The organism is Streptomyces milbemycinicus (genome assembly GCF_002154605.1).
GTDB classification, from domain to species: domain Bacteria; phylum Actinomycetota; class Actinomycetes; order Streptomycetales; family Streptomycetaceae; genus Streptomyces; species Streptomyces milbemycinicus.
In genome coordinates, this window is the sequence record NZ_MUNE01000314.1 from 14,371 (window position 1) to 31,706 (window position 17,336).

Consider the following 17,336-nt stretch of genomic DNA (forward strand, 5'->3'; position numbering starts at 1 on the left):
TTCATGTCTCAGCCGCCTCCGCCGCCCAATCAGCCGCCGCAGGGCGGCTTTGGCGCACCGCAGGACCCCTCGTACGGCTATCCGCAGCAGCCCGCGTACGGCTATCCGCAGCAGGTGCAGCGCACCCAGCCGATACCGCCGCCCCCGCTGCCCGACCCCAACTTCACGCTGCCGCCGCAGGGGCCCCAGTTCCAGCACCGCTGAGCGGTCGACGGGCCGGGCGCCCGGGGCACTCCCCGGCGCCCGGCGCCCGGCCACGCAGCCCTCAGACCTTCTCCTTGTAGCCGCGCCCCCACTGCAGCCCCCACCCGTAGAGCCGGTCCAGCTCCGCCTGGAAGCCGTAGACGTACTTGACCTCACGGCGGACGATCATCTCGCCCTTGACGTTCTCGATCAGCACCACGGCGCAGGAGCGGGCCTGCGGGGCCCGCTCATGGAGCTCGATCTCCACCCGCGGCCCGTTGCTCGGGTAAAGCGTGACCATGCCGTGGGTGCGGTCGAAGGCCGGGGTGCCGTCGTAGATGTAGACGAAGACCAGCAGCCGCTTGATGTCGTCCTTGTGGTCCATGTTGATGTAGATCGTCTCGCCGGACCCGGACCCGAACCGGTCGTCGCCGCTGAGCTTGACGTACGGCGCCTCGTTGAGGTTGCCCAGGAAGTTGCCGAGCGGCTGGACCACGCCCTTGGAGCCGCTCTGCAGCTCGTACATGCAGGCCAGGTCCAGGTCGACGTTGACCATGGCGGAGCCCTGGGCCTGCACCATCTCCGGTTTGAACATCCGCAGCGGATGGCGCAGCGAGCTGCCCCCGGCCCTGTCGTTGAAGTCCGACGTCCGCATCCGCCAGGACAGGTTGATCCGCAGGTTGCCGCTGGCCGCCCCCTGCTTGGTCAGCGAGATGGTCTGGTGCCGCTTGGTCAGCGCCACCACACCCGAGGCGTCACCGCTGTCGAAATCGCGCCACGCGCCCCGTCCCCAGTTGCTCCAGAACGCCATCGTGCGCACCCCCACCAGTCGACTACTCAATCGCCCAACTGCCCGCGGGGCGGGCCGGGAGACAGGACTCCCGGCCCGCCCCGCTCAGAGCGTTCCTCAAACGGACCCTCGTCACACTCCGGATGTGACTTCCGCCTTGCTCTCGGCGTCCTCGCCGCCTGCCGCCTCCTCCCGGCGGTTGCGCACCACCGAGGACCAGTACGAGGCGCCGATCAGGACGATACCGATCAGGCCGGTGATGACCTCGTGGATCTCGTACTTGATCGTGATCAGCAGGATCGCGGCGAGCGCGCCGATCGCGTAGTGCGCGCCGTGCTCCAGGTAGACGTAGTCGTCCAGGGTGCCCTTGCGGACGAGGTAGACGGTCAGCGACCGGATGTACATGGCGCCGATGCCCAGACCCAGCGCCATCTCGAAGATGTCGTTGGTGATCGCGAAGGCGCCGATGACGCCGTCGAAGGAGAACGACGCGTCGATGACCTCCAGGTAGAGGAACAGGAAGAACGCGGCCTTGCCGGCCAGGCCGACCACCGTGGCGCCCTGGCTGCCCTTCTGGGCGCCGGAGGCCGCCTTCTCGGCCCGCTCGGCCTCCTCGGCTTCCTCGACCTCCTCCTCTTCCTCCTCCAGCTTGTCCTCGAAGTAGCCGGAGATGCCGCCCACGATCAGGTAGGTGAGCAGACCGGCGACACCGGCCAGCAGCACCGTGGCGGTCTTGTCGCCGCCGCCGTGGGCCACATCGGTGGCGAAGGTCATGGCGGTCACGAGGAGCACCAGCAGGGCGACGACGATCGACAGCGTCTCCAGCTTGCCGAGCTTGGCCAGCGGGCGCTCCAGCCAGCCCAGCCACTTGATGTCGCGCTCCTCGAAGATGAAGTCGAGGAAGATCATCAGCAGGAACATCCCGCCGAACGCGGCGATCGCCGGGTGGGCGGCGGTGACCAGGTGTTCGTACTTGTCCTTGTTGTTGATCGCCAGGTCGACGGCCTCCAGCGGCCCCATCTTCGCCGTGATGGCCACGATGATCACGGGGAAGACGAGGCGCATGCCGAAGACGGCGATCAGGATGCCGACCGTCAGGAAGATCTTCTGCCAGAAGGCGTTCATCTTGCGGAGGACGCCCGCGTTGATGACCGCGTTGTCGAACGAGAGTGAGATCTCCAGGATCGAGAGGATCCCGACGATGGCGAGCCCCTTCCACCCCCAGAGGACGCCAGCCAGGGCCAGGCCGGCCGCCGTGACGGCGAACGACCAACCAAAGGTTTTGAGGAGCACTTCCTGTCCAATCCCTCTTCGTAAGGTCTCGCCCGCGCTCTTTACGCGGCTTTACGAAACGTTGACCCCGAAGTCTAGAGCGATGCCCCGAAGACCTGACGCGTACCCCTGCCCTACGGCCCGGAACTTCCACTCACCGCCATAGCGGTAAACCTCCCCGAAGATCATCGCCGTCTCGCTGGAGGCGTCCTCCGAGAGGTCGTAGCGGGCCAGCTCGGCGCCGTCCGCCTGGTTCACCACACGGATGAATGCGTTGCTGACCTGCCCAAACGTCTGACGCCTGGTGTCCGCGTCATAGATCGACACGGGGAAGACGATCTTGTCGACCCGGTCCGGGACCTTGCTGAGATCGATCAGGATCGACTCATCGTCGCCCTCGCCCTCACCGGTGAGGTTGTCGCCGGTGTGCTCGACCGAGCCCTCGGGGCTCTTCAGGTTGTTGTAGAAGACGAAGTACTCGTCCCCGAGCACCCGCCCCGACTGGCACAGCAGCGCGCTGGCGTCGAGGTCGAACGGCGCCCCGGTGGTCGAGCGCGCGTCCCAGCCCAGGCCGACCATCACCTGGGTGAGATTCGGCGCGGCCTTGGTGAGGGAGACATTGCCTCCCTTGGCGAGGGTAACGCCCATGGTCCTGGTTCCTCCCCTGGTGTCGCGAAATGCGCATGACGCGCGAAGCGCGTGAAGCGCGGAGCACGCAGGCGGCGCGCGAGGCGCCGCATGCGCTGAGAAGCAGCGCGTCCGGCGCCGCGCTCCTGCCGGTGTGCAGGGGCGCGGCGCCGGACGCGCGGGCCGTACGGTGCGTACGCGGAACGTACATACGCGGGTGGTGCTACGGGGCTACGGGCGTATCAGACGTTGACGCCGAAGTCCTGTGCGATGCCGCGCAGCCCGGAGGCGTACCCCTGGCCGATCGCCCGGAACTTCCACTCCGCCCCGTGCCGGTACAGCTCGCCGAAGACCATGGCGGTCTCGGTCGAGGCGTCCTCGGTCAGGTCGTAGCGGGCGAGCTCATTGCCGTCGGCCTGGTTGACCACGCGGATGAACGCGTTCCGAACCTGGCCGAAGCTCTGCTGGCGGGTCTCGGCGTCGTAGATCGAGACCGGGAACACGATCTTGGCGACATCGGCCGGCACGCCGACCAGGTTCACCTTGATCTGCTCGTCGTCGCCCTCGCCCTCACCGGTGATGTTGTCACCGGTGTGCTCGACCGAGCCGTCGGGGCTCTTCAGGTTGTTGAAGAAGACGAAGTTCTGGTCGCCGGAGACCTTGCCTTCGGCGTTGGTCAGCAGGGCGCTGGCATCGAGGTCGAAGTCAGTGCCCGTGGTGGTGCGGACGTCCCAGCCCAGACCCACGGTGATGGCGGTCAGGTTAGGGGCTTCCTTGGTCAGCGAGACGTTGCCGCCCTTGCTGAGGCTGACTCCCACGAGTCCTCCCAAAAAGGTTCGTCAGGAGCACGGTGTGCCCCTTCATTGCTATGCCGGGTGCCGGGGCGCCGCCAGGCGCGGCCTGGGGGCGCCCAGGGATCCCATCAGGATCAACGCGTCGATCCTAGTGAGCGGTTCCCCCTCGTCACAGGGTTTCCGCCGGGACAGGATTTCCGCCGTCACAAGGATTCCGGGGCCTTACAGGGAGTCCAGGGCCTTGACGTAGTCGTTGAGGTCCCGGGCATCGGGGAGGCCGTTGACGATGGTCCAGCGGACCACGCCCTCCTTGTCGATCACGAAGGTGCCGCGCACCGCGCACCCCTTCTCCTCGTCGAAGACGCCGTACGCCCGGCTGGCCTCGCCGTGCGGCCAGAAGTCCGACAGCAGGGGGTACTCAAGACCCTCCTGCTCGGCGAACACGCGCAGCGTGAAGGGCGAGTCGTTGGAGACGGCGAGCAGCTGCACCTCGTCGTTGACGAACTTGGGCAGTTCATCGCGCAGGGCGCACAGCTCGCCGGTGCACACGCCGGTGAAGGCGAACGGGTAGAAGAGGACGACGACGTTCTTCTCACCCTGGAAGTCGGAGAGCCGGACCGACTCCCCGTGCTGGTTCTTCAGCTCAAAATCGGGGGCCTTCGCGCCGACCTCTATCGCCATGGGTGGCATCCCTTCGCTGGTAGTTGATGTGGCTTGATTGGCTGGTTGACCGCGACCACCCTACGCGCAGAGCCCCCCTCCGAAGGTTACGGAGGGGGGCTCTCGGCAGGGTGTCGCGGGGCCGTACGCCGACGGCTGTGCCGGACGGCGGCCACCGGGCCGACCCAGCGCCGGACCGGCTCGCGCCGGACCGGCTCAGCGCTTCGACTTCGCGGCTTTCGGGGTGACCAGACGGCTGCCCGTCCAGTCCTTGCCCGCGTTGAAGCTCTTGGTCTGGGACAGGCCCGCGGTGGTCGCGGCCTCATTGATGTCGCTCGGCTCGACATAGCCGTCACGGCCGGTCTTGGGGGTCAGCAGCCAGACCGGCGCGCCGTCGTCGATCATCTGGATGGCGTCCACCAGCGCGTCCGTCAGGTCGCCGTCGTCCTCACGGAACCACAGCACGACGGCGTCGGCCACGTCCTCATAGTCCTCGTCGACAAGCTCCTGGCCGGTGATCTCCTCGATGGCCTCGCGGAGCTCCTGGTCGACATCGTCGTCGTAGCCGATCTCCTGGACCACCTGATCGGGCTGGAAACCCAGCCTCACGGCAGGGTTGGTCCGCTCCTCCGCGTGGTCCGCGGTCGCGCTCACGGATTGCCTCCTGTCATCTTGCGTTCATTCTTCAAGTCGTTGTGCGCCACGCGCGTGCGCGGGGCATGGGGCGTAGTCCACACGGGCCGGGCGGATCGCGCAAGTACCTGGCCAGCGATCCCGCCCAAACGTGGGGGGTCCCCCCATACGGCGTTCAACGGAGTATTGGGGGAGTGTCGTCGCAACTCCCATCATGGACGAACAGCCACGAGTGAGTCACATCACTCCAAAATGTCCCGTTTGAACGCGCGTACCGCCACGATACGCCGGGTAAGCCACCCAGGGCCGAACGGGCGTACGCGTGCCCCGTCCGGGGTGAGCGTATGGTTTCGATTTGGCCGTCGCACCCCGACGCCCACGCAGCGCCAGTCTCACCACGTGATGGTTACCACCCGGTAGAGGTGACGTATCCCCTACGCGAGGTACACGATGGAGATCGGCGCGACCCAGCAGAGCACGAATCCATTGCGTGCACAGCACGACCGAAAAGCGAAGGAATAGCGTGGCTTCCGGATCCGATCGCAACCCGATCATCATTGGCGGCCTTCCCAGCCAGGTCCCGGACTTCGATCCCGAAGAGACCCAGGAGTGGCTCGACTCGCTCGACGCAGCTGTCGATGAGCGAGGCCGGGAACGTGCCCGCTACCTCATGCTCCGCCTGATCGAGCGCGCCCGCGAGAAGCGCGTCGCGGTGCCCGAGATGCGCAGCACCGACTACGTCAACACCATCGCCACCAAGGACGAGCCGTTCTTCCCCGGCAACGAGGAGATCGAGCGCAAGATCCTGAACGCGACCCGCTGGAACGCGGCGGTGATGGTCTCGCGCGCCCAGCGCCCGGGTATCGGCGTCGGCGGCCACATCGCCACCTTCGCCTCCTCCGCCTCGCTGTACGACGTGGGCTTCAACCACTTCTTCCGCGGCAAGGACCAGGGCGACGGCGGCGACCAGATCTTCTTCCAGGGCCACGCCTCCCCCGGTATCTACGCCCGCGCCTTCCTCCTGGACCGGCTGAACGAGGCGAACCTGGACGCCTTCCGCCAGGAGAAGTCGAAGGCCCCGCACGGTCTGTCCAGCTACCCGCACCCGCGGTCGATGCCGGACTTCTGGGAGTTCCCGACGGTCTCCATGGGCCTCGGCCCGCTCGGGGCGATCTACCAGGCGCGGATGAACCGCTATATGGAGGCGCGCGGCATCGCCGACACCTCCCAGTCGCATGTGTGGGCGTTCCTGGGCGACGGCGAGATGGACGAGCCGGAGTCGCTGGGCCAGCTCTCCCTCGCCGCCCGTGAGGGCCTGGACAACCTGACCTTCGTCGTCAACTGCAACCTGCAGCGCCTCGACGGCCCGGTGCGCGGCAACGGCAAGATCATCCAGGAGCTGGAGTCGCAGTTCCGCGGCGCCGGCTGGAACGTGATCAAGCTGGTGTGGGACCGCACCTGGGACCCGCTGCTCGCGCAGGACCGTGACGGCCTGCTGGTCAACAGGCTGAACACCACGCCCGACGGCCAGTTCCAGACGTACGCGACCGAGACCGGCGCCTACATCCGCGAGCACTTCTTCGGCGACGACCAGCGGCTGCGCAAGATGGTCGAGCACATGACCGACGACCAGATCCTGCACCTGGGCCGCGGCGGTCACGACCACAAGAAGATCTACGCGGCGTACTCGGCGGCCAAGGCCCACAAGGGCCAGCCGACGGTGATCCTGGCCCAGACGGTCAAGGGCTGGACGCTCGGCCCGAACTTCGAGGGCCGCAACGCGACCCACCAGATGAAGAAGCTGACGGTCGACGACCTCAAGCGCTTCCGCGACCGGCTGCACCTGCCGATCCCCGACCAGGAGCTGGAGTCCGGTCTGCCGCCGTACTACCACCCGGGCCAGGACTCGGAGGAGATCCAGTACATGCACGACCGGCGCAAGTCGCTGGGCGGGTATGTCCCGACCCGCGTGGTGCGCGCCAAGCCGCTGCAGCTGCCGGGCGACAAGACGTACGCGACGACCAAGAAGGGCTCCGGTCAGCAGCAGATCGCCACCACCATGGCGTTCGTACGGCTGCTGAAGGACCTGATGCGGGACAAGGAGATCGGCAAGCGGTTCGTGCCGATCGCGCCCGACGAGTACCGCACCTTCGGCATGGACTCGCTCTTCCCCTCGGCGAAGATCTACTCCCCGCTGGGCCAGACCTACGAGTCGGTCGACCGTGAGCTGCTGCTGGCCTACAAGGAGACGCCGACCGGGCAGATGCTGCACGACGGCATCTCCGAGGCGGGCTGTACGGCCTCGCTGATCGCGGCGGGCTCGGCGTACGCCACGCACGGCGAGCCGCTGATCCCGGTCTACGTCTTCTACTCGATGTTCGGCTTCCAGCGCACGGGCGACCAGTTCTGGCAGATGGCCGACCAGCTCTCGCGCGGCTTCGTACTGGGCGCGACCGCCGGCCGTACGACCCTGACCGGTGAGGGTCTGCAGCACGCGGACGGCCACTCGCAGCTGCTGGCCTCGACCAACCCGGCGGTCGTCGCGTACGACCCGGCGTTCGGCTTCGAGATCGCGCATATCGTGCAGGACGGTCTGCGCCGGATGTACGGCGAGGACAGCGAGGACGTCTTCTACTACCTCACCGTCTACAACGAGCCGATCCGGCACCCGGCCGAGCCCGCCGATGTGGACCGCGAGGGCATCCTCAAGGGCCTGTACCGCTTCAAGGAGGGCGAGAAGGGCGCCATCCCGGCGCAGATCCTCGCCTCGGGCGTGGCGGTGCCGTGGGCGATCGAGGCGCAGCGCATCCTGGCCGACGAGTGGGATGTGAAGGCCGATGTGTGGTCGGCGACCTCCTGGAACGAGCTGCGGCGCGACGCCGTCGCGGCGGAGGAGCACAACCTGCTCCACCCGGAGGAGGAGCAGCGCGTTCCGTATGTGACCCGGAAGCTGGCGAACGCGGAGGGGCCGAAGGTGGCCGTCTCCGACTGGATGCGGGCCGTTCCGGACCAGATCGCGCGCTGGGTGCCGGGCACCTACCAGTCGCTGGGCGCCGACGGCTTCGGCTTCGCGGACACCCGCGGGGCGGCGCGCCGCTTCTTCCACATCGACGCGCAGTCGGTCGTCCTGGCGGTGCTCACCGAGCTCGCCAAGGAGGGCCGGATCGACCGCTCGGTGCTCAAGCAGGCGATCGACCGCTACCAGCTGCTCGACGTGGCCGCCGCCGACCCGGGCGCGGCCGGGGGCGACGCGTAACGCTCCAGCAGTAACAGCGAAGCGCCGGGTGGGCTGAGAACAGCCCACCCGGCGCTTTGCCGTGCCCGGTCGTTACGCGGTCGTCAGACGTACGGGTGTACGTGGTCACGTACGCCGTCAGATGTGTGCCGCTCCCGCGCCCGCCTCCGCGTTGTCGCCGCGCTTGGTGAACGCCGCCACCGCGGCCGCCAGGAGCGAGACGACGCCCGCGACGGTGAAGGCGACGCCCATCCCCGACACGAAGGTGTGATGCGCCACGCCGGTGATCTTGTCGACCAGCTCCGGCGGCGTGTCCGGGGCGATCGGGGGCTTGCCGACCTCGACCGCCTTGGACACCTGGTCCAAGTCCTGCCCGGACAGCGGCCCAAGACCGGCGCGCTGCCAGGCGCCGGGCAGGTCGTCGTCGACCTTGGCGGCCATGACCGCGCCGAGCGCGGCCGTGCCGATGCTGCCGCCGACCTGCATGGAGGCCTGCTGGAGGCCGCCGGCGACGCCGGAGAGCTCGATCGGCGCATTGCCGACGATGACCTCGGTGGCGCCGACCATCACGGGGGCGAGACCGAGGCCGAGGAGGCCGAACCACAGGGACATCTCGCCGGTGGAGGAGTCCACGTCGAGGGTGGACGCGCCGAACATCGACACGGAGGTGACCAGCATCGCGACCACCAGCGGGATCCGCGGCCCGAGCTTGGTGATCAGCAGCCCGGCCAGCGGCGAGGCGACGATCATCATGGCGGTCAGCGGCAGCAGGTGCAGTCCGCTGTCGACGGGGCTCATGCCGTGCACGTTCTGCAGGTAGAAGGTGACGAAGAAGATCCCGCCCATGAACCCGAAGGCCATCAGCACCATCAGCACGGTGCCGGCGGACAGCGGGACGGAGCGGAACATGCGCAGCGGCAGCAGCGGCTCGCTGGTCCTGGTCTCCCAGAACGCGAACGCCGCGAAGCAGACGACGGAGATCCCGAGGAACAGCAGCGTCCGGGAGTCGCCCCACTGCCATTCGCCGGACTTGATCACTGCCCAGATCAGGCAGAACATCGCGCCGGACAGCAGCGCGATACCGGGGATGTCAAAGGACTTGGGGGCGTTCTCGGCGCGGTGGTCCTTGAGGATGGCCAGTCCGAAGACGAGGGCCAGGACGCCGACGGGAACGTTGATGTAGAAGACCGACTGCCAGTTGACGTGCTCGACGAGCAGACCGCCGATGATCGGTCCGCCCGCGGTGGACGCCCCGATCACCATGCCCCAGATACCGATGGCCATATTGAGCTTCTCGGCCGGGAAGGTGGCGCGCAGCAGGCCGAGCGCGGCGGGCATCAGCAGGGCGCCGAACAGGCCCTGGAGTACGCGGAAGGCGACCAGCAGGCTCACGCTGCCGGACAGGGCGATGGCGGCCGAGGAGGCGGCGAAGCCGACGACCCCGATCAGGAAGGTCTGGCGGTGGCCGAAGCGGTCACCGAGCTTGCCGGCCGTGATCAGCGAGACGGCGAGGGCGAGCAGATAGCCGTTGGTGATCCATTGGGCGTCGGCGAGCGAGGCGCCGAGGTCTTCGGCGATGGCGGGGTTGGCGATCGCGACGATCGTGCCGTCGAGGGCGACCATCGTCACGCCGATGGCGACGGTCAGCAGCGTCAGCCACGGGTGTCCCCGCAGTCCCTTCGGGGGATCGGGTATGGGAGGTTCCGGCGCCGCGTGGGCGACGGTGGTCTCAGACGTCATGTGGGGAGGCTAGTGTCAGTCACTGACAATTGACAAACAAGTTCACGATTCGGTAACTGTCAGCTTTCCCGCAGGTATGGTGAGCGGCCCGAACGCGCCAGAAAGAGAGCTCCACAGGTGACAACGGACCAGGCGGTTCCACCGCCACCAGCGGGACTTCGGGAACGCAAGAAGCAACGCACACGAGCCGCCCTGGTGCGCTCGGCCCTGGAGCTGTTCACCCGGAACGGATACGACCACACGACGGTCGACGAGATCGCGGACGCGGTCGACGTCTCCCAGCGCACCTTCTTCCGGTACTTCGCCAACAAGGAGGAAGTCGCCTTCGCCGCCCAGGATGTGGCGGAGTCCCACTTCTTCGCCGCCCTGGTCGACCGCCCTGCCGACGAGGCCCCGCTCGCCGCCCTGCACGGCGCCGTCCTCGACGCCTGGGACACCATCGGCGAGGCCGTCGCACAGCTGGTCCCCCAGGACCTCCATCTGCGCATGTACTGCGTGATCGAGTCGACCCCCGCCCTGCTGGCCGAACATCTGCGCCGCACCGCCGAACTGGAGGAGCGGCTGGCCCGGGAGATCGCCCGCCGCGAGGGCCTCGACATCGACACGGATCCGCGGCCGCGCCTGGTGGTCGCGGCGTTCGGCGGGGTGGTCCGGGTGGCGGGCCGGCTGTGGGGCGAGCGCCAGGGCACCAGCATGGAGTCGCTGCGGGGCCTGACCGCCTTCCATCTCGACCATGTCGGGGCGGCACTGGCCGAACGATGGGATAGATAATCCCAAATCAGACAAACGCTACAAAAAGCCTCCGGCGAAATCCCCTTCAAACGTGAGAAGTGTCACGGCATTTGGCAGCCACCACCACCCGTCTCCTAGGGTGTCCCGCGGTGACTTCCTTCTCTGAGCTCGGCTCCCCCTCCCCCGGCTCCACCGCCTGGCGTGCGCTGCTCGCCCTGGCGGTGGTGTTCGTCCTGCTCGCCACCACCGGCTGGACCGCCATGCGGCAGCAGAGAGGGCCCGCGGGTTCACTGGCCGTGGAGCTGGCCGCTTGGAGCAAGGGACACCTCCCGGCGGTCGCCGGAGCCTCCCCGGGCGGCCGGGCCCTCCCCGACCCGTCGGGCCCGCCGCGCCGCCTGGCCCGCTTCCTGGACTCGCTCACCGCCACCCAGCGCGAGCGCCTAGCCCGCCGCTACCCGCTGGTGATCGGCAATATGAACGGCGCGCCGGCGGAGCTGCGCTACCACGCCAACCGGATCGCCCTCATCCGGGCCCGGAACATCGAGCGCAAGCGGATGCACGACAGCGCGCTCACCCCGCTCGGCCGGCACGACGCCGGGCGCCGGATGGAGCGCTACGAGGAGCTGCTGAGCGGCCACCGGCAGATCCTCGCCTTCGACCCCACCGGCTCCGGACGGGCCGCCGAGGTCTTCGGCGACCTGGAACACGCCGGTCGCGTCTCGGTCGTGGTGCCCGGCGTGGACACCAACATCCTGAGCTTCCAGAAGTCCAAGCGCGGCTACACCGCGGTGGACGGCATGGCGCGCGCCCTCCACGACGCCGAGCGGGCCCTCGACCCGAACGGCAACAACGCCGTCATCGCCTGGGCCGACTACACCTCCCCCAGCGGCGTCGGCATGGACGCCGCCACCGGCAAGCTCGCCACCCAGGGCGCCCTGCGGCTGCGCGCGCTGGTCAACGGCCTGCCCGCGCTCACCCGCGTCTCACTGATGTGCCACAGCTACGGTTCGGTGGTGTGCGGGGTGGCCGCCCGCGATCTGGCGCCCAAGGTCACCGACATCGCCGTCGCCGGCAGCCCCGGAATGCGCGCCGACCACGCCTCCGATCTGGGCACCAGCGCCCGGGTCTGGGCGATGCGCGACTCCGGCGACTGGATCGAGGGCATCCCGCATGTGGAGGTCGGCGGGCTCGGCCACGGCGCGGACCCGGTCTCCTCCGACTTCGGAGCCCGCGTGCTGTCCGCCGACGGGGCGCAAGGGCACGCGGGGTACTTCGAGCCGGGCACCACCAGCCTGGAGAACTTCGCCCGGGTGGGGATCGGCGCGGTCCGGTCCGTGCGCTGCGCGGACGGCGACACCTGCCGCTCCGGCCTGAGCTGACGGCCGTACCTGCCCCGTCGGACAGTCCGATCCGCCCCGCCCGGCAGCCCGATTTGCCCCTTCCGTCCCCTGCCGTCGGCCCCGAGCTGACAGTTGGAACCTGAGCTGACGGCTGAAAATTAGCTGACGGCGCAAATTGATTTGACGCGCGTAACCTCCGAAGGGGGACGGGCGGGCCCCCGCCGCATACGATGAGCCGCATGGGTGATGTGCTGGCCGGTTTTCAGACCGTCTGGGAGTTCGATACCGACTCCGTGCTCATCCGCTTCGAACGGGGGATCCGTACGCCGAAGCTGCTGCAGGCGCTCGGCGAGCGCCGCATCCCCTACGAGGCGCTGTCCGCGGTGGAGGTCACCCCCGGCAAACGGGGGACGATAGTGCTGCGCGCCGTGCCCAGACCCGGCGCCGACCCCCTGATGGACGCCGCCGACGGCCAGCTCAAGGACGGGGGCGACCCGTACCGCCTGGTGCTGCCCGCCGAGCGCGGATCGCTCGCCGAGTACTACGCCGAGGAGATCCGCACCGCACTCGGCCCCGCGGCCGCCACCGCCGCCGAGTCCTATCTGGTCGCCGCGCCCGCGCCGCCGCTGTCGTTCAAGGCGTACGACGGCAAGGCGTCCTTCGACGGCAAGGCCGTCTCGTTCCGCTGGTTTTGGACCGGTGCCTCCTCGGCCAAATGGAAGGCCGGGGACCAGCGCTTCCGGGTCGACGAGCTGTCAGGCGTCGAATGGCGCTCACCGGAGTCCAAGGGGGGCGCCGGCGGCTCCCCCAAACAGGGGCGCAGCGGCTATCTGCGGCTGGTGGAGCACGGCGCGGAAGGCGGGCGCGGCGGCACGGACGGCTCGGCCACCGGCATGGGCGGGGCGCGTACGGGTACGGGTTCGGGCGCGGTCGCATCCGGCTCGGCGGGCGCGGGGAGCGCCGCGGCCGTGACGCGGCCCGACCACGACCCCGCCGCGGTCGTCTTCGGCCTGGGCTACGGCCTGGTCCACGAGTCGCTGCCGTTCGCCGCGGCCGTGCTGGAGGCCGTACGGACCTCCACCCCGGACCCGTCCGCGGGCCGCGCCCGCTCGGCGGCCCAGCCAGGACGACGCGACCCCGCCGATATCGCGGACCGCATTCGCCACCTCGGCGAACTGCATACGGCGGGACTGCTGACGGACGACGAGTTCAGCTCGAAGAAGGCCGAACTGCTGGCGGAGCTCTGAGGGCCCGGGGCACCTGAGGGCACCTGAGGGCACCTGAGGGCACCTGAGGGCAACCCCATACCGGGGTATGACGTTCGGGCGCGCTGTCACCCCTACCGAGACGAGACTGATGGCGACGACACACAGGCGACATCGTCGTCCAGGGCGACCAGTGCGAGGCGTTCCAACCTCTAGCTGGTGAGGAGCTGGTGAGGAGCTGGTGAGGATTCCCAAGCACCTTCTGAGGGACGCTGTTCGTGCTCTTGAATGGTGATGGCTGGCGTGAGTTCTTCGACGCCTTCGAGCGGGAAGCGTGGCGGTTCGAGGCGCAGCCCACATACACCATGCCCAAGGAGCAGGAGAACGTAGCCCGCTTCCTGCTGGGTGAAGGAAAGCCCGCGAATCACAATGCGCGCTGGCATGAGCGAGTCAGGGGATACATCGGCTCAGGTCGCAGCATCGGCCGTGTTCGTGTCGTGCGTCAGCCACTCACCGACTACCAGCGGTACCAATTCGTGTGGGGTATCCCCAGCAACATCAGGGCCGGTGAGGACATTCGAGTCTTGGATGTAACCCACGATGACCACGGCCTGCCACTCATCGGCCAAGACTGGTGGATGTTCGACGGAACCCGCATCGCCCGTCTCAACTTCCGGCCGGACGGTACCCAGATCAACCGCGAGGCGTACGAGGGTGACCCTGCTCCCTACCGGGAATGGCAACGGCTCGCCCTAGAACACGCTGTGCCCTTTGAGGAGTACGTGAAGGGCCTTGACCATTGATCCGGGACTGCTAGGTCAGTCAAAGGCTGACCTAGTTCCAGCTCATTCCCGATACCGAGCCGGACGCCGAACCGCTCACGTTCGCCATTCCGTGCGCGGTGTGTGAGCAGACCGGGGAGCCCAGTGACGACCACGGCGTCGCGCACGCGTGGGCGACCGGTCATCTGAAAGCGAATCCGGAGCACTTCATCTATCGGGAAATCATCACCCGCCCCTGCCGGTTCAAGCCGGGAGCGTGGAAGTGACGCGAACCATCCTGAAACGCTCGGACCTGGTGCTCAGTGCCGAACGCGCGCAGGGAGCGCCGGACGGCATCTATCTCGAGGAGTGCATGACGTGCCCCGCCACATCGGGACGGGTGGACAGCGACCCCGGTTCGTTGCGCGTGGGCCATCCTTCACACCCAACAACAAGGACTGAATCGCGGCCAGTTCCTCGTGCCCGTTGAGCGTCACTGGCGTGTGGACCCCGTGCACACCTCGGACGTACACTCCACGGCCGCACTGCCCCCGACCCGCAGCGCGCACACCGTCGGCCGACGCCTGCCACGCACCGCGCCCCCGGGCACTGGAGCGTCTGCCGAAGGCGTGCCGTGGCGTGGCTGGGGCGATTCGCCGGGGCGCTGGTCCTGACTACGTCCCTTGCGGCCGTCGGACTCGGCGGGTACCTCATCGGGACCGGCCAGGACACCGGCTGACCCGCTGATGACACCGCACGGCCGGAGACGAGTCCCGCAGCCTCCGGTCGTGCGGGCTCGGTGTCGCACACCGCGCCGCGAGAGCACCACCAACCAGTCCCGTCCCCGACAGCAATATATTTCCGGAACTCGCCGGAAAAGCATTGCAGAGTGGACTTGTTCCCGGTGGTGCTTTTTGTCTTCCGAGTCCCGGTCTTGTCTCCGGTTCATTCAAGGAATAACAAATAGCGCTTCCCTTCCCGATACCCACTTCACTAAGATCTGCACCATGTTTATTCGTCGGATGTTAAGAGCAACCGTCGGCTTCGCTGTCGTCGCCGGTGTTGCTTTCACGGGGACCGTCGAGGCCGGCGCGCAGTCGGCACAGACCGCCGAGAGCCGGAAATCGGCCGCTGAGCAGGTGCTCTACTACAACCACTCCTACGGAGTCGTCGACCGCGAGACGGCCGACGCCGTGGAGAATTCGGACTTTCTGCGGGAGTTCGCCAATTTCGAGGTCCGCACCACGAGCAGTGGTGACCTCACCTGGAAGGGCCGTTACCTCTACGGCGGCCAGACCTACATCGAGCTGTTCGGGGCCGGCGACCTGCCGGGCCAGGACGCCAACTTCGGTTCCAGCTCCGTCGCGTACTCGACCGAGCACGACGGTGACCTGGCGAAGGTGAGCCAGGGGCTGCGGGATCAGGGGTACAACAAGCTGGACGAATTCCTCCAGTCGCGTAACTTCGGTGACGGCGTTCTGGTGCCGTGGTTCGACGGTGTTCAGTTCCCCGTCGCCGACTATCCCTATGACTCCTTCGGCTCATGGGCGATGGAGTACCGGGAGGAGTACTTCTCCGACCCGCGCAGCAAGACCGGACCGGCGAGCTACCCCGGTGACACCAGCCGTCAGCGCTATCTGCCGGACACCTACAAGGACCACCAGATGCGGGACCTGACCCGTATCCGCTTCGCCGTCACCGAACGCGACCTCAACACGCAGCTGCCGCTGTTCAAGGCCGGCGGGCTGGACATCAAGCAGGTCCCGGGCGGTGTCCTCGTCAAGGACGGCCTGACCACGATTCAGTACGACGTGGTTCCGGCCGACAAGGTGGGTCTCAAGCAGATCCAGATGTCGCTCAACGCGTCAGTGGACGACCGGCACGTGGAGCGGATCGGCAACTCGACCCTCGTCGTGGGCCCCGGCACCAGCGCCGTCTGGACCTTCGACAAGCCGTAACGCCGCATAGCTGACGTCATACGACAACGCCGGCCTGGATCCGTCCAGGCCGGCGTTGCCGTATCCGCGCGCGGACCCCTCACACCAGGCCGTGGCGGCAGTCGCCGCCGTGGTCCGCGCTGTCCGCGCAGCTGACCGCCGCGTAGCGACCGAGGGCGATCCGCGCGAAGTTGCGCAGCGACTCCGTGCCGGGGGCGAAGTAGCCCGTATGGCCGTGGGCCCGGTCCGCGGAGACCACGCGGGCGCCGAAGGACGGGTCGGTCGGGTCCTCGCCGTGGCCCAGGCCCAGGAAGTCGAAGCCGGTCACCCGCCGGACCCAGTCGGAGCCGTCGCGCGCCGCCCAGACCCGGGCGGCCGGGCCCAGGTCCGCGGCGTCGTCGGCGCGTACGCCGGGGGAGCCGAACACCACCAGATCCGAGATCTCGGCGCCGTCGAGACGGGAGGCGGTCAGCCCGCAGACGACCGAGCCGTAGCTGTGGCAGAAGACGGCCGGCGGGGCCTGCGCGGCCTCGCCGGCCGTCGCGGCCAGACCGGCGAGGAAGCGGTCGAGGCGGGGCACGCCCGCCTTGGCGAGGCGGCCGGTGGCGGCGTCTGGGCCCAGGCCCAGCGGGGTGGTGTAGCCGACCCATACGACGACGGCCGTACGGACCCCCGGCGCCTCCCGGCCCATCTGCGCGCGCAGCGATCTGGCCATGCCCGCCGCGGAGCCGTACGGGCGGTCCGTACGGTCGAACGTCGACAGGTCGGTGTCGGAACCGGGGACGAGGACCGCCGTGCGCTGCGCGGCCATCAGATCCCCGAACACCTCGGCCACTTGGCCGCGGCCGCGCGGATCGAAGGCCAGGATCCGGCGGCCGGGGGCGAGCAGCCGGGTGTACCGGTCGATGAGCGGGCTCTTCGGGTCGGCGGCCCGCTCCTTGGCGCGCTCCGCCCGGATCGCGAGGGTGTTGGCGGTGTAGCGCAGTGCCACGGGCGCGCCGTCGAGATTGCCGACGACACTGGGATGACGCAGCGCCAGGGTCCGCTGCTGGGACGCGGTGAGCCCGGCGAAGAAGCGCGCGATCTCGGCGGGCGAGGCGGTGGCCGGATCCGGCAGCCGGCCCGCGGCGCCGGGGACCGGTGAGTGGTCCGCGCGCCAGGCGGCCGTGCCGGGCGGCGGGCCGGTGACGGGCTGCTGCTCATGGGCCACGGTCCAGCCGACGGTGCCCGCCATGACGGTGACCATGAGCGCTGCGGTGATCAGGCTGCGGGCCCGGTGCCTGCCGACCTGTGTATGCGACATGGTCGCGTCTCCCTCTGTTGTGCGGTGGCGGAGGGAAACGTAGGAAGGTGGTGGGTGGCGAAGCGTCACACCCCGGAGCCAACTGCCGGGTCATACCTGGGTAGGGGGTGGCTTGGTGCGGGGG

The 17,336-nt window shown here is 68.6% G+C and carries 16 protein-coding genes; 8 read left to right on the forward strand and 8 right to left on the reverse strand.

The window, feature by feature from the left end:
- Nucleotides 1–3 precede the first annotated feature (3 nt).
- Nucleotides 4–204 carry a hypothetical protein gene (locus CCN51_RS24590; protein WP_086860095.1) on the forward strand — a complete coding sequence of 67 codons (201 nt, stop codon included), beginning with the start codon at nt 4–6 and terminating at the stop codon, nt 202–204.
- A gap of 61 nt (nt 205–265) precedes the next feature.
- On the opposite strand, the gene CCN51_RS24595 is transcribed toward CCN51_RS24590, so the two are convergent.
- From CCN51_RS24595 to CCN51_RS24620, 6 genes are all read right to left on the reverse strand, one after another.
- Nucleotides 266–994: a TerD family protein gene (locus CCN51_RS24595; protein ID WP_043491761.1), complete on the reverse strand. Its 729-nt coding sequence runs from the start codon at nt 992–994 to the stop codon at nt 266–268.
- Between the two features lie 111 nt (nt 995–1,105).
- Complete coding sequence (locus CCN51_RS24600) at nt 1,106–2,266, reverse strand: DUF475 domain-containing protein (protein WP_014180049.1); 1,161 nt, start codon at nt 2,264–2,266, stop codon at nt 1,106–1,108.
- A gap of 51 nt (nt 2,267–2,317) precedes the next feature.
- Nucleotides 2,318–2,893: a TerD family protein gene (locus tag CCN51_RS24605; RefSeq protein ID WP_014180048.1), complete on the reverse strand. Its 576-nt coding sequence runs from the start codon at nt 2,891–2,893 to the stop codon at nt 2,318–2,320.
- Between the two features lie 221 nt (nt 2,894–3,114).
- Nucleotides 3,115–3,690: a TerD family protein gene (locus tag CCN51_RS24610; protein WP_014180047.1), complete on the reverse strand. Its 576-nt coding sequence runs from the start codon at nt 3,688–3,690 to the stop codon at nt 3,115–3,117.
- Between the two features lie 198 nt (nt 3,691–3,888).
- Nucleotides 3,889–4,347 (reverse strand): peroxiredoxin, encoded by a 459-nt coding sequence (locus tag CCN51_RS24615; RefSeq protein WP_014180046.1) that lies wholly within the window; start codon nt 4,345–4,347, stop codon nt 3,889–3,891.
- Between the two features lie 195 nt (nt 4,348–4,542).
- Nucleotides 4,543–4,980: a DUF3052 domain-containing protein gene (locus CCN51_RS24620; protein WP_014180045.1), complete on the reverse strand. Its 438-nt coding sequence runs from the start codon at nt 4,978–4,980 to the stop codon at nt 4,543–4,545.
- A 502-nt stretch (nt 4,981–5,482) separates the two neighbouring features.
- Between CCN51_RS24620 and aceE the strand changes: the two genes are divergently transcribed.
- The gene (gene aceE, locus CCN51_RS24625) at nt 5,483–8,215 is read left to right on the forward strand and encodes a pyruvate dehydrogenase (acetyl-transferring), homodimeric type (RefSeq protein WP_014180044.1); all 2,733 of its coding nucleotides are present in this window, start codon (nt 5,483–5,485) and stop codon (nt 8,213–8,215) included.
- A gap of 117 nt (nt 8,216–8,332) precedes the next feature.
- Here aceE and CCN51_RS24630 read toward each other — a convergent pair whose 3' ends face one another.
- Entirely contained in the window at nt 8,333–9,934 is a 1,602-nt protein-coding gene (locus CCN51_RS24630; RefSeq protein WP_014180043.1) for a DHA2 family efflux MFS transporter permease subunit, read from the reverse strand.
- A gap of 117 nt (nt 9,935–10,051) precedes the next feature.
- Here CCN51_RS24630 and CCN51_RS24635 point away from each other — a divergent pair, with 117 nt between their 5' ends.
- The 6 genes from CCN51_RS24635 to CCN51_RS24665 all read left to right on the forward strand — a co-directional run bounded on the left by CCN51_RS24635 (nt 10,052) and on the right by CCN51_RS24665 (nt 15,930).
- Entirely contained in the window at nt 10,052–10,705 is a 654-nt protein-coding gene (locus CCN51_RS24635) for a TetR family transcriptional regulator (RefSeq protein ID WP_043487698.1), read from the forward strand.
- A gap of 110 nt (nt 10,706–10,815) precedes the next feature.
- The gene (locus tag CCN51_RS24640) at nt 10,816–12,045 is read left to right on the forward strand and encodes an alpha/beta hydrolase (RefSeq protein ID WP_014180041.1); all 1,230 of its coding nucleotides are present in this window, start codon (nt 10,816–10,818) and stop codon (nt 12,043–12,045) included.
- Nucleotides 12,046–12,245: 200 nt separating this feature from the next.
- On the forward strand, nt 12,246–13,253 hold the full coding sequence (locus CCN51_RS24645; RefSeq protein WP_014180040.1) for a DUF4429 domain-containing protein: 1,008 nt from the start codon (nt 12,246–12,248) through the stop codon (nt 13,251–13,253).
- A gap of 236 nt (nt 13,254–13,489) precedes the next feature.
- Nucleotides 13,490–14,014 (forward strand): DUF6879 family protein, encoded by a 525-nt coding sequence (locus CCN51_RS24650; protein WP_014180039.1) that lies wholly within the window; start codon nt 13,490–13,492, stop codon nt 14,012–14,014.
- A 44-nt stretch (nt 14,015–14,058) separates the two neighbouring features.
- Nucleotides 14,059–14,259, forward strand: coding sequence for a DUF7848 domain-containing protein (locus tag CCN51_RS60440; RefSeq protein WP_078610662.1), 201 nt, complete (start codon nt 14,059–14,061; stop codon nt 14,257–14,259).
- 735 nt (nt 14,260–14,994) lie between these two features.
- Entirely contained in the window at nt 14,995–15,930 is a 936-nt protein-coding gene (locus CCN51_RS24665; RefSeq protein ID WP_043487696.1) for a DUF5829 family protein, read from the forward strand.
- Between the two features lie 79 nt (nt 15,931–16,009).
- Here the strand turns inward: CCN51_RS24665 and CCN51_RS24670 are convergent, their stop codons facing one another.
- Complete coding sequence (locus CCN51_RS24670; protein WP_014180036.1) at nt 16,010–17,212, reverse strand: alpha/beta hydrolase; 1,203 nt, start codon at nt 17,210–17,212, stop codon at nt 16,010–16,012.
- Nucleotides 17,213–17,336: the final 124 nt, after the last annotated feature.

What these genes read in the sequence shown, in the direction of transcription:
- CCN51_RS24590 (WP_086860095.1), top strand. Translation starts at nt 4, where the DNA reads ATGTCTCAGCCGCCTCCGCCGCCCAATCAGCCGCCGCAGGGCGGCTTT.
- CCN51_RS24605 (WP_014180048.1), bottom strand. Translation starts at nt 2,893, where the DNA reads ATGGGCGTTACCCTCGCCAAGGGAGGCAATGTCTCCCTCACCAAGGCC.
- CCN51_RS24595 (WP_043491761.1), bottom strand. Translation starts at nt 994, where the DNA reads ATGGCGTTCTGGAGCAACTGGGGACGGGGCGCGTGGCGCGATTTCGAC.
- CCN51_RS24670 (WP_014180036.1), bottom strand. Translation starts at nt 17,212, where the DNA reads ATGTCGCATACACAGGTCGGCAGGCACCGGGCCCGCAGCCTGATCACC.
- CCN51_RS24615 (WP_014180046.1), bottom strand. Translation starts at nt 4,347, where the DNA reads ATGGCGATAGAGGTCGGCGCGAAGGCCCCCGATTTTGAGCTGAAGAAC.
- CCN51_RS24630 (WP_014180043.1), bottom strand. Translation starts at nt 9,934, where the DNA reads ATGACGTCTGAGACCACCGTCGCCCACGCGGCGCCGGAACCTCCCATA.
- CCN51_RS24665 (WP_043487696.1), top strand. Translation starts at nt 14,995, where the DNA reads ATGTTAAGAGCAACCGTCGGCTTCGCTGTCGTCGCCGGTGTTGCTTTC.
- CCN51_RS24645 (WP_014180040.1), top strand. Translation starts at nt 12,246, where the DNA reads ATGGGTGATGTGCTGGCCGGTTTTCAGACCGTCTGGGAGTTCGATACC.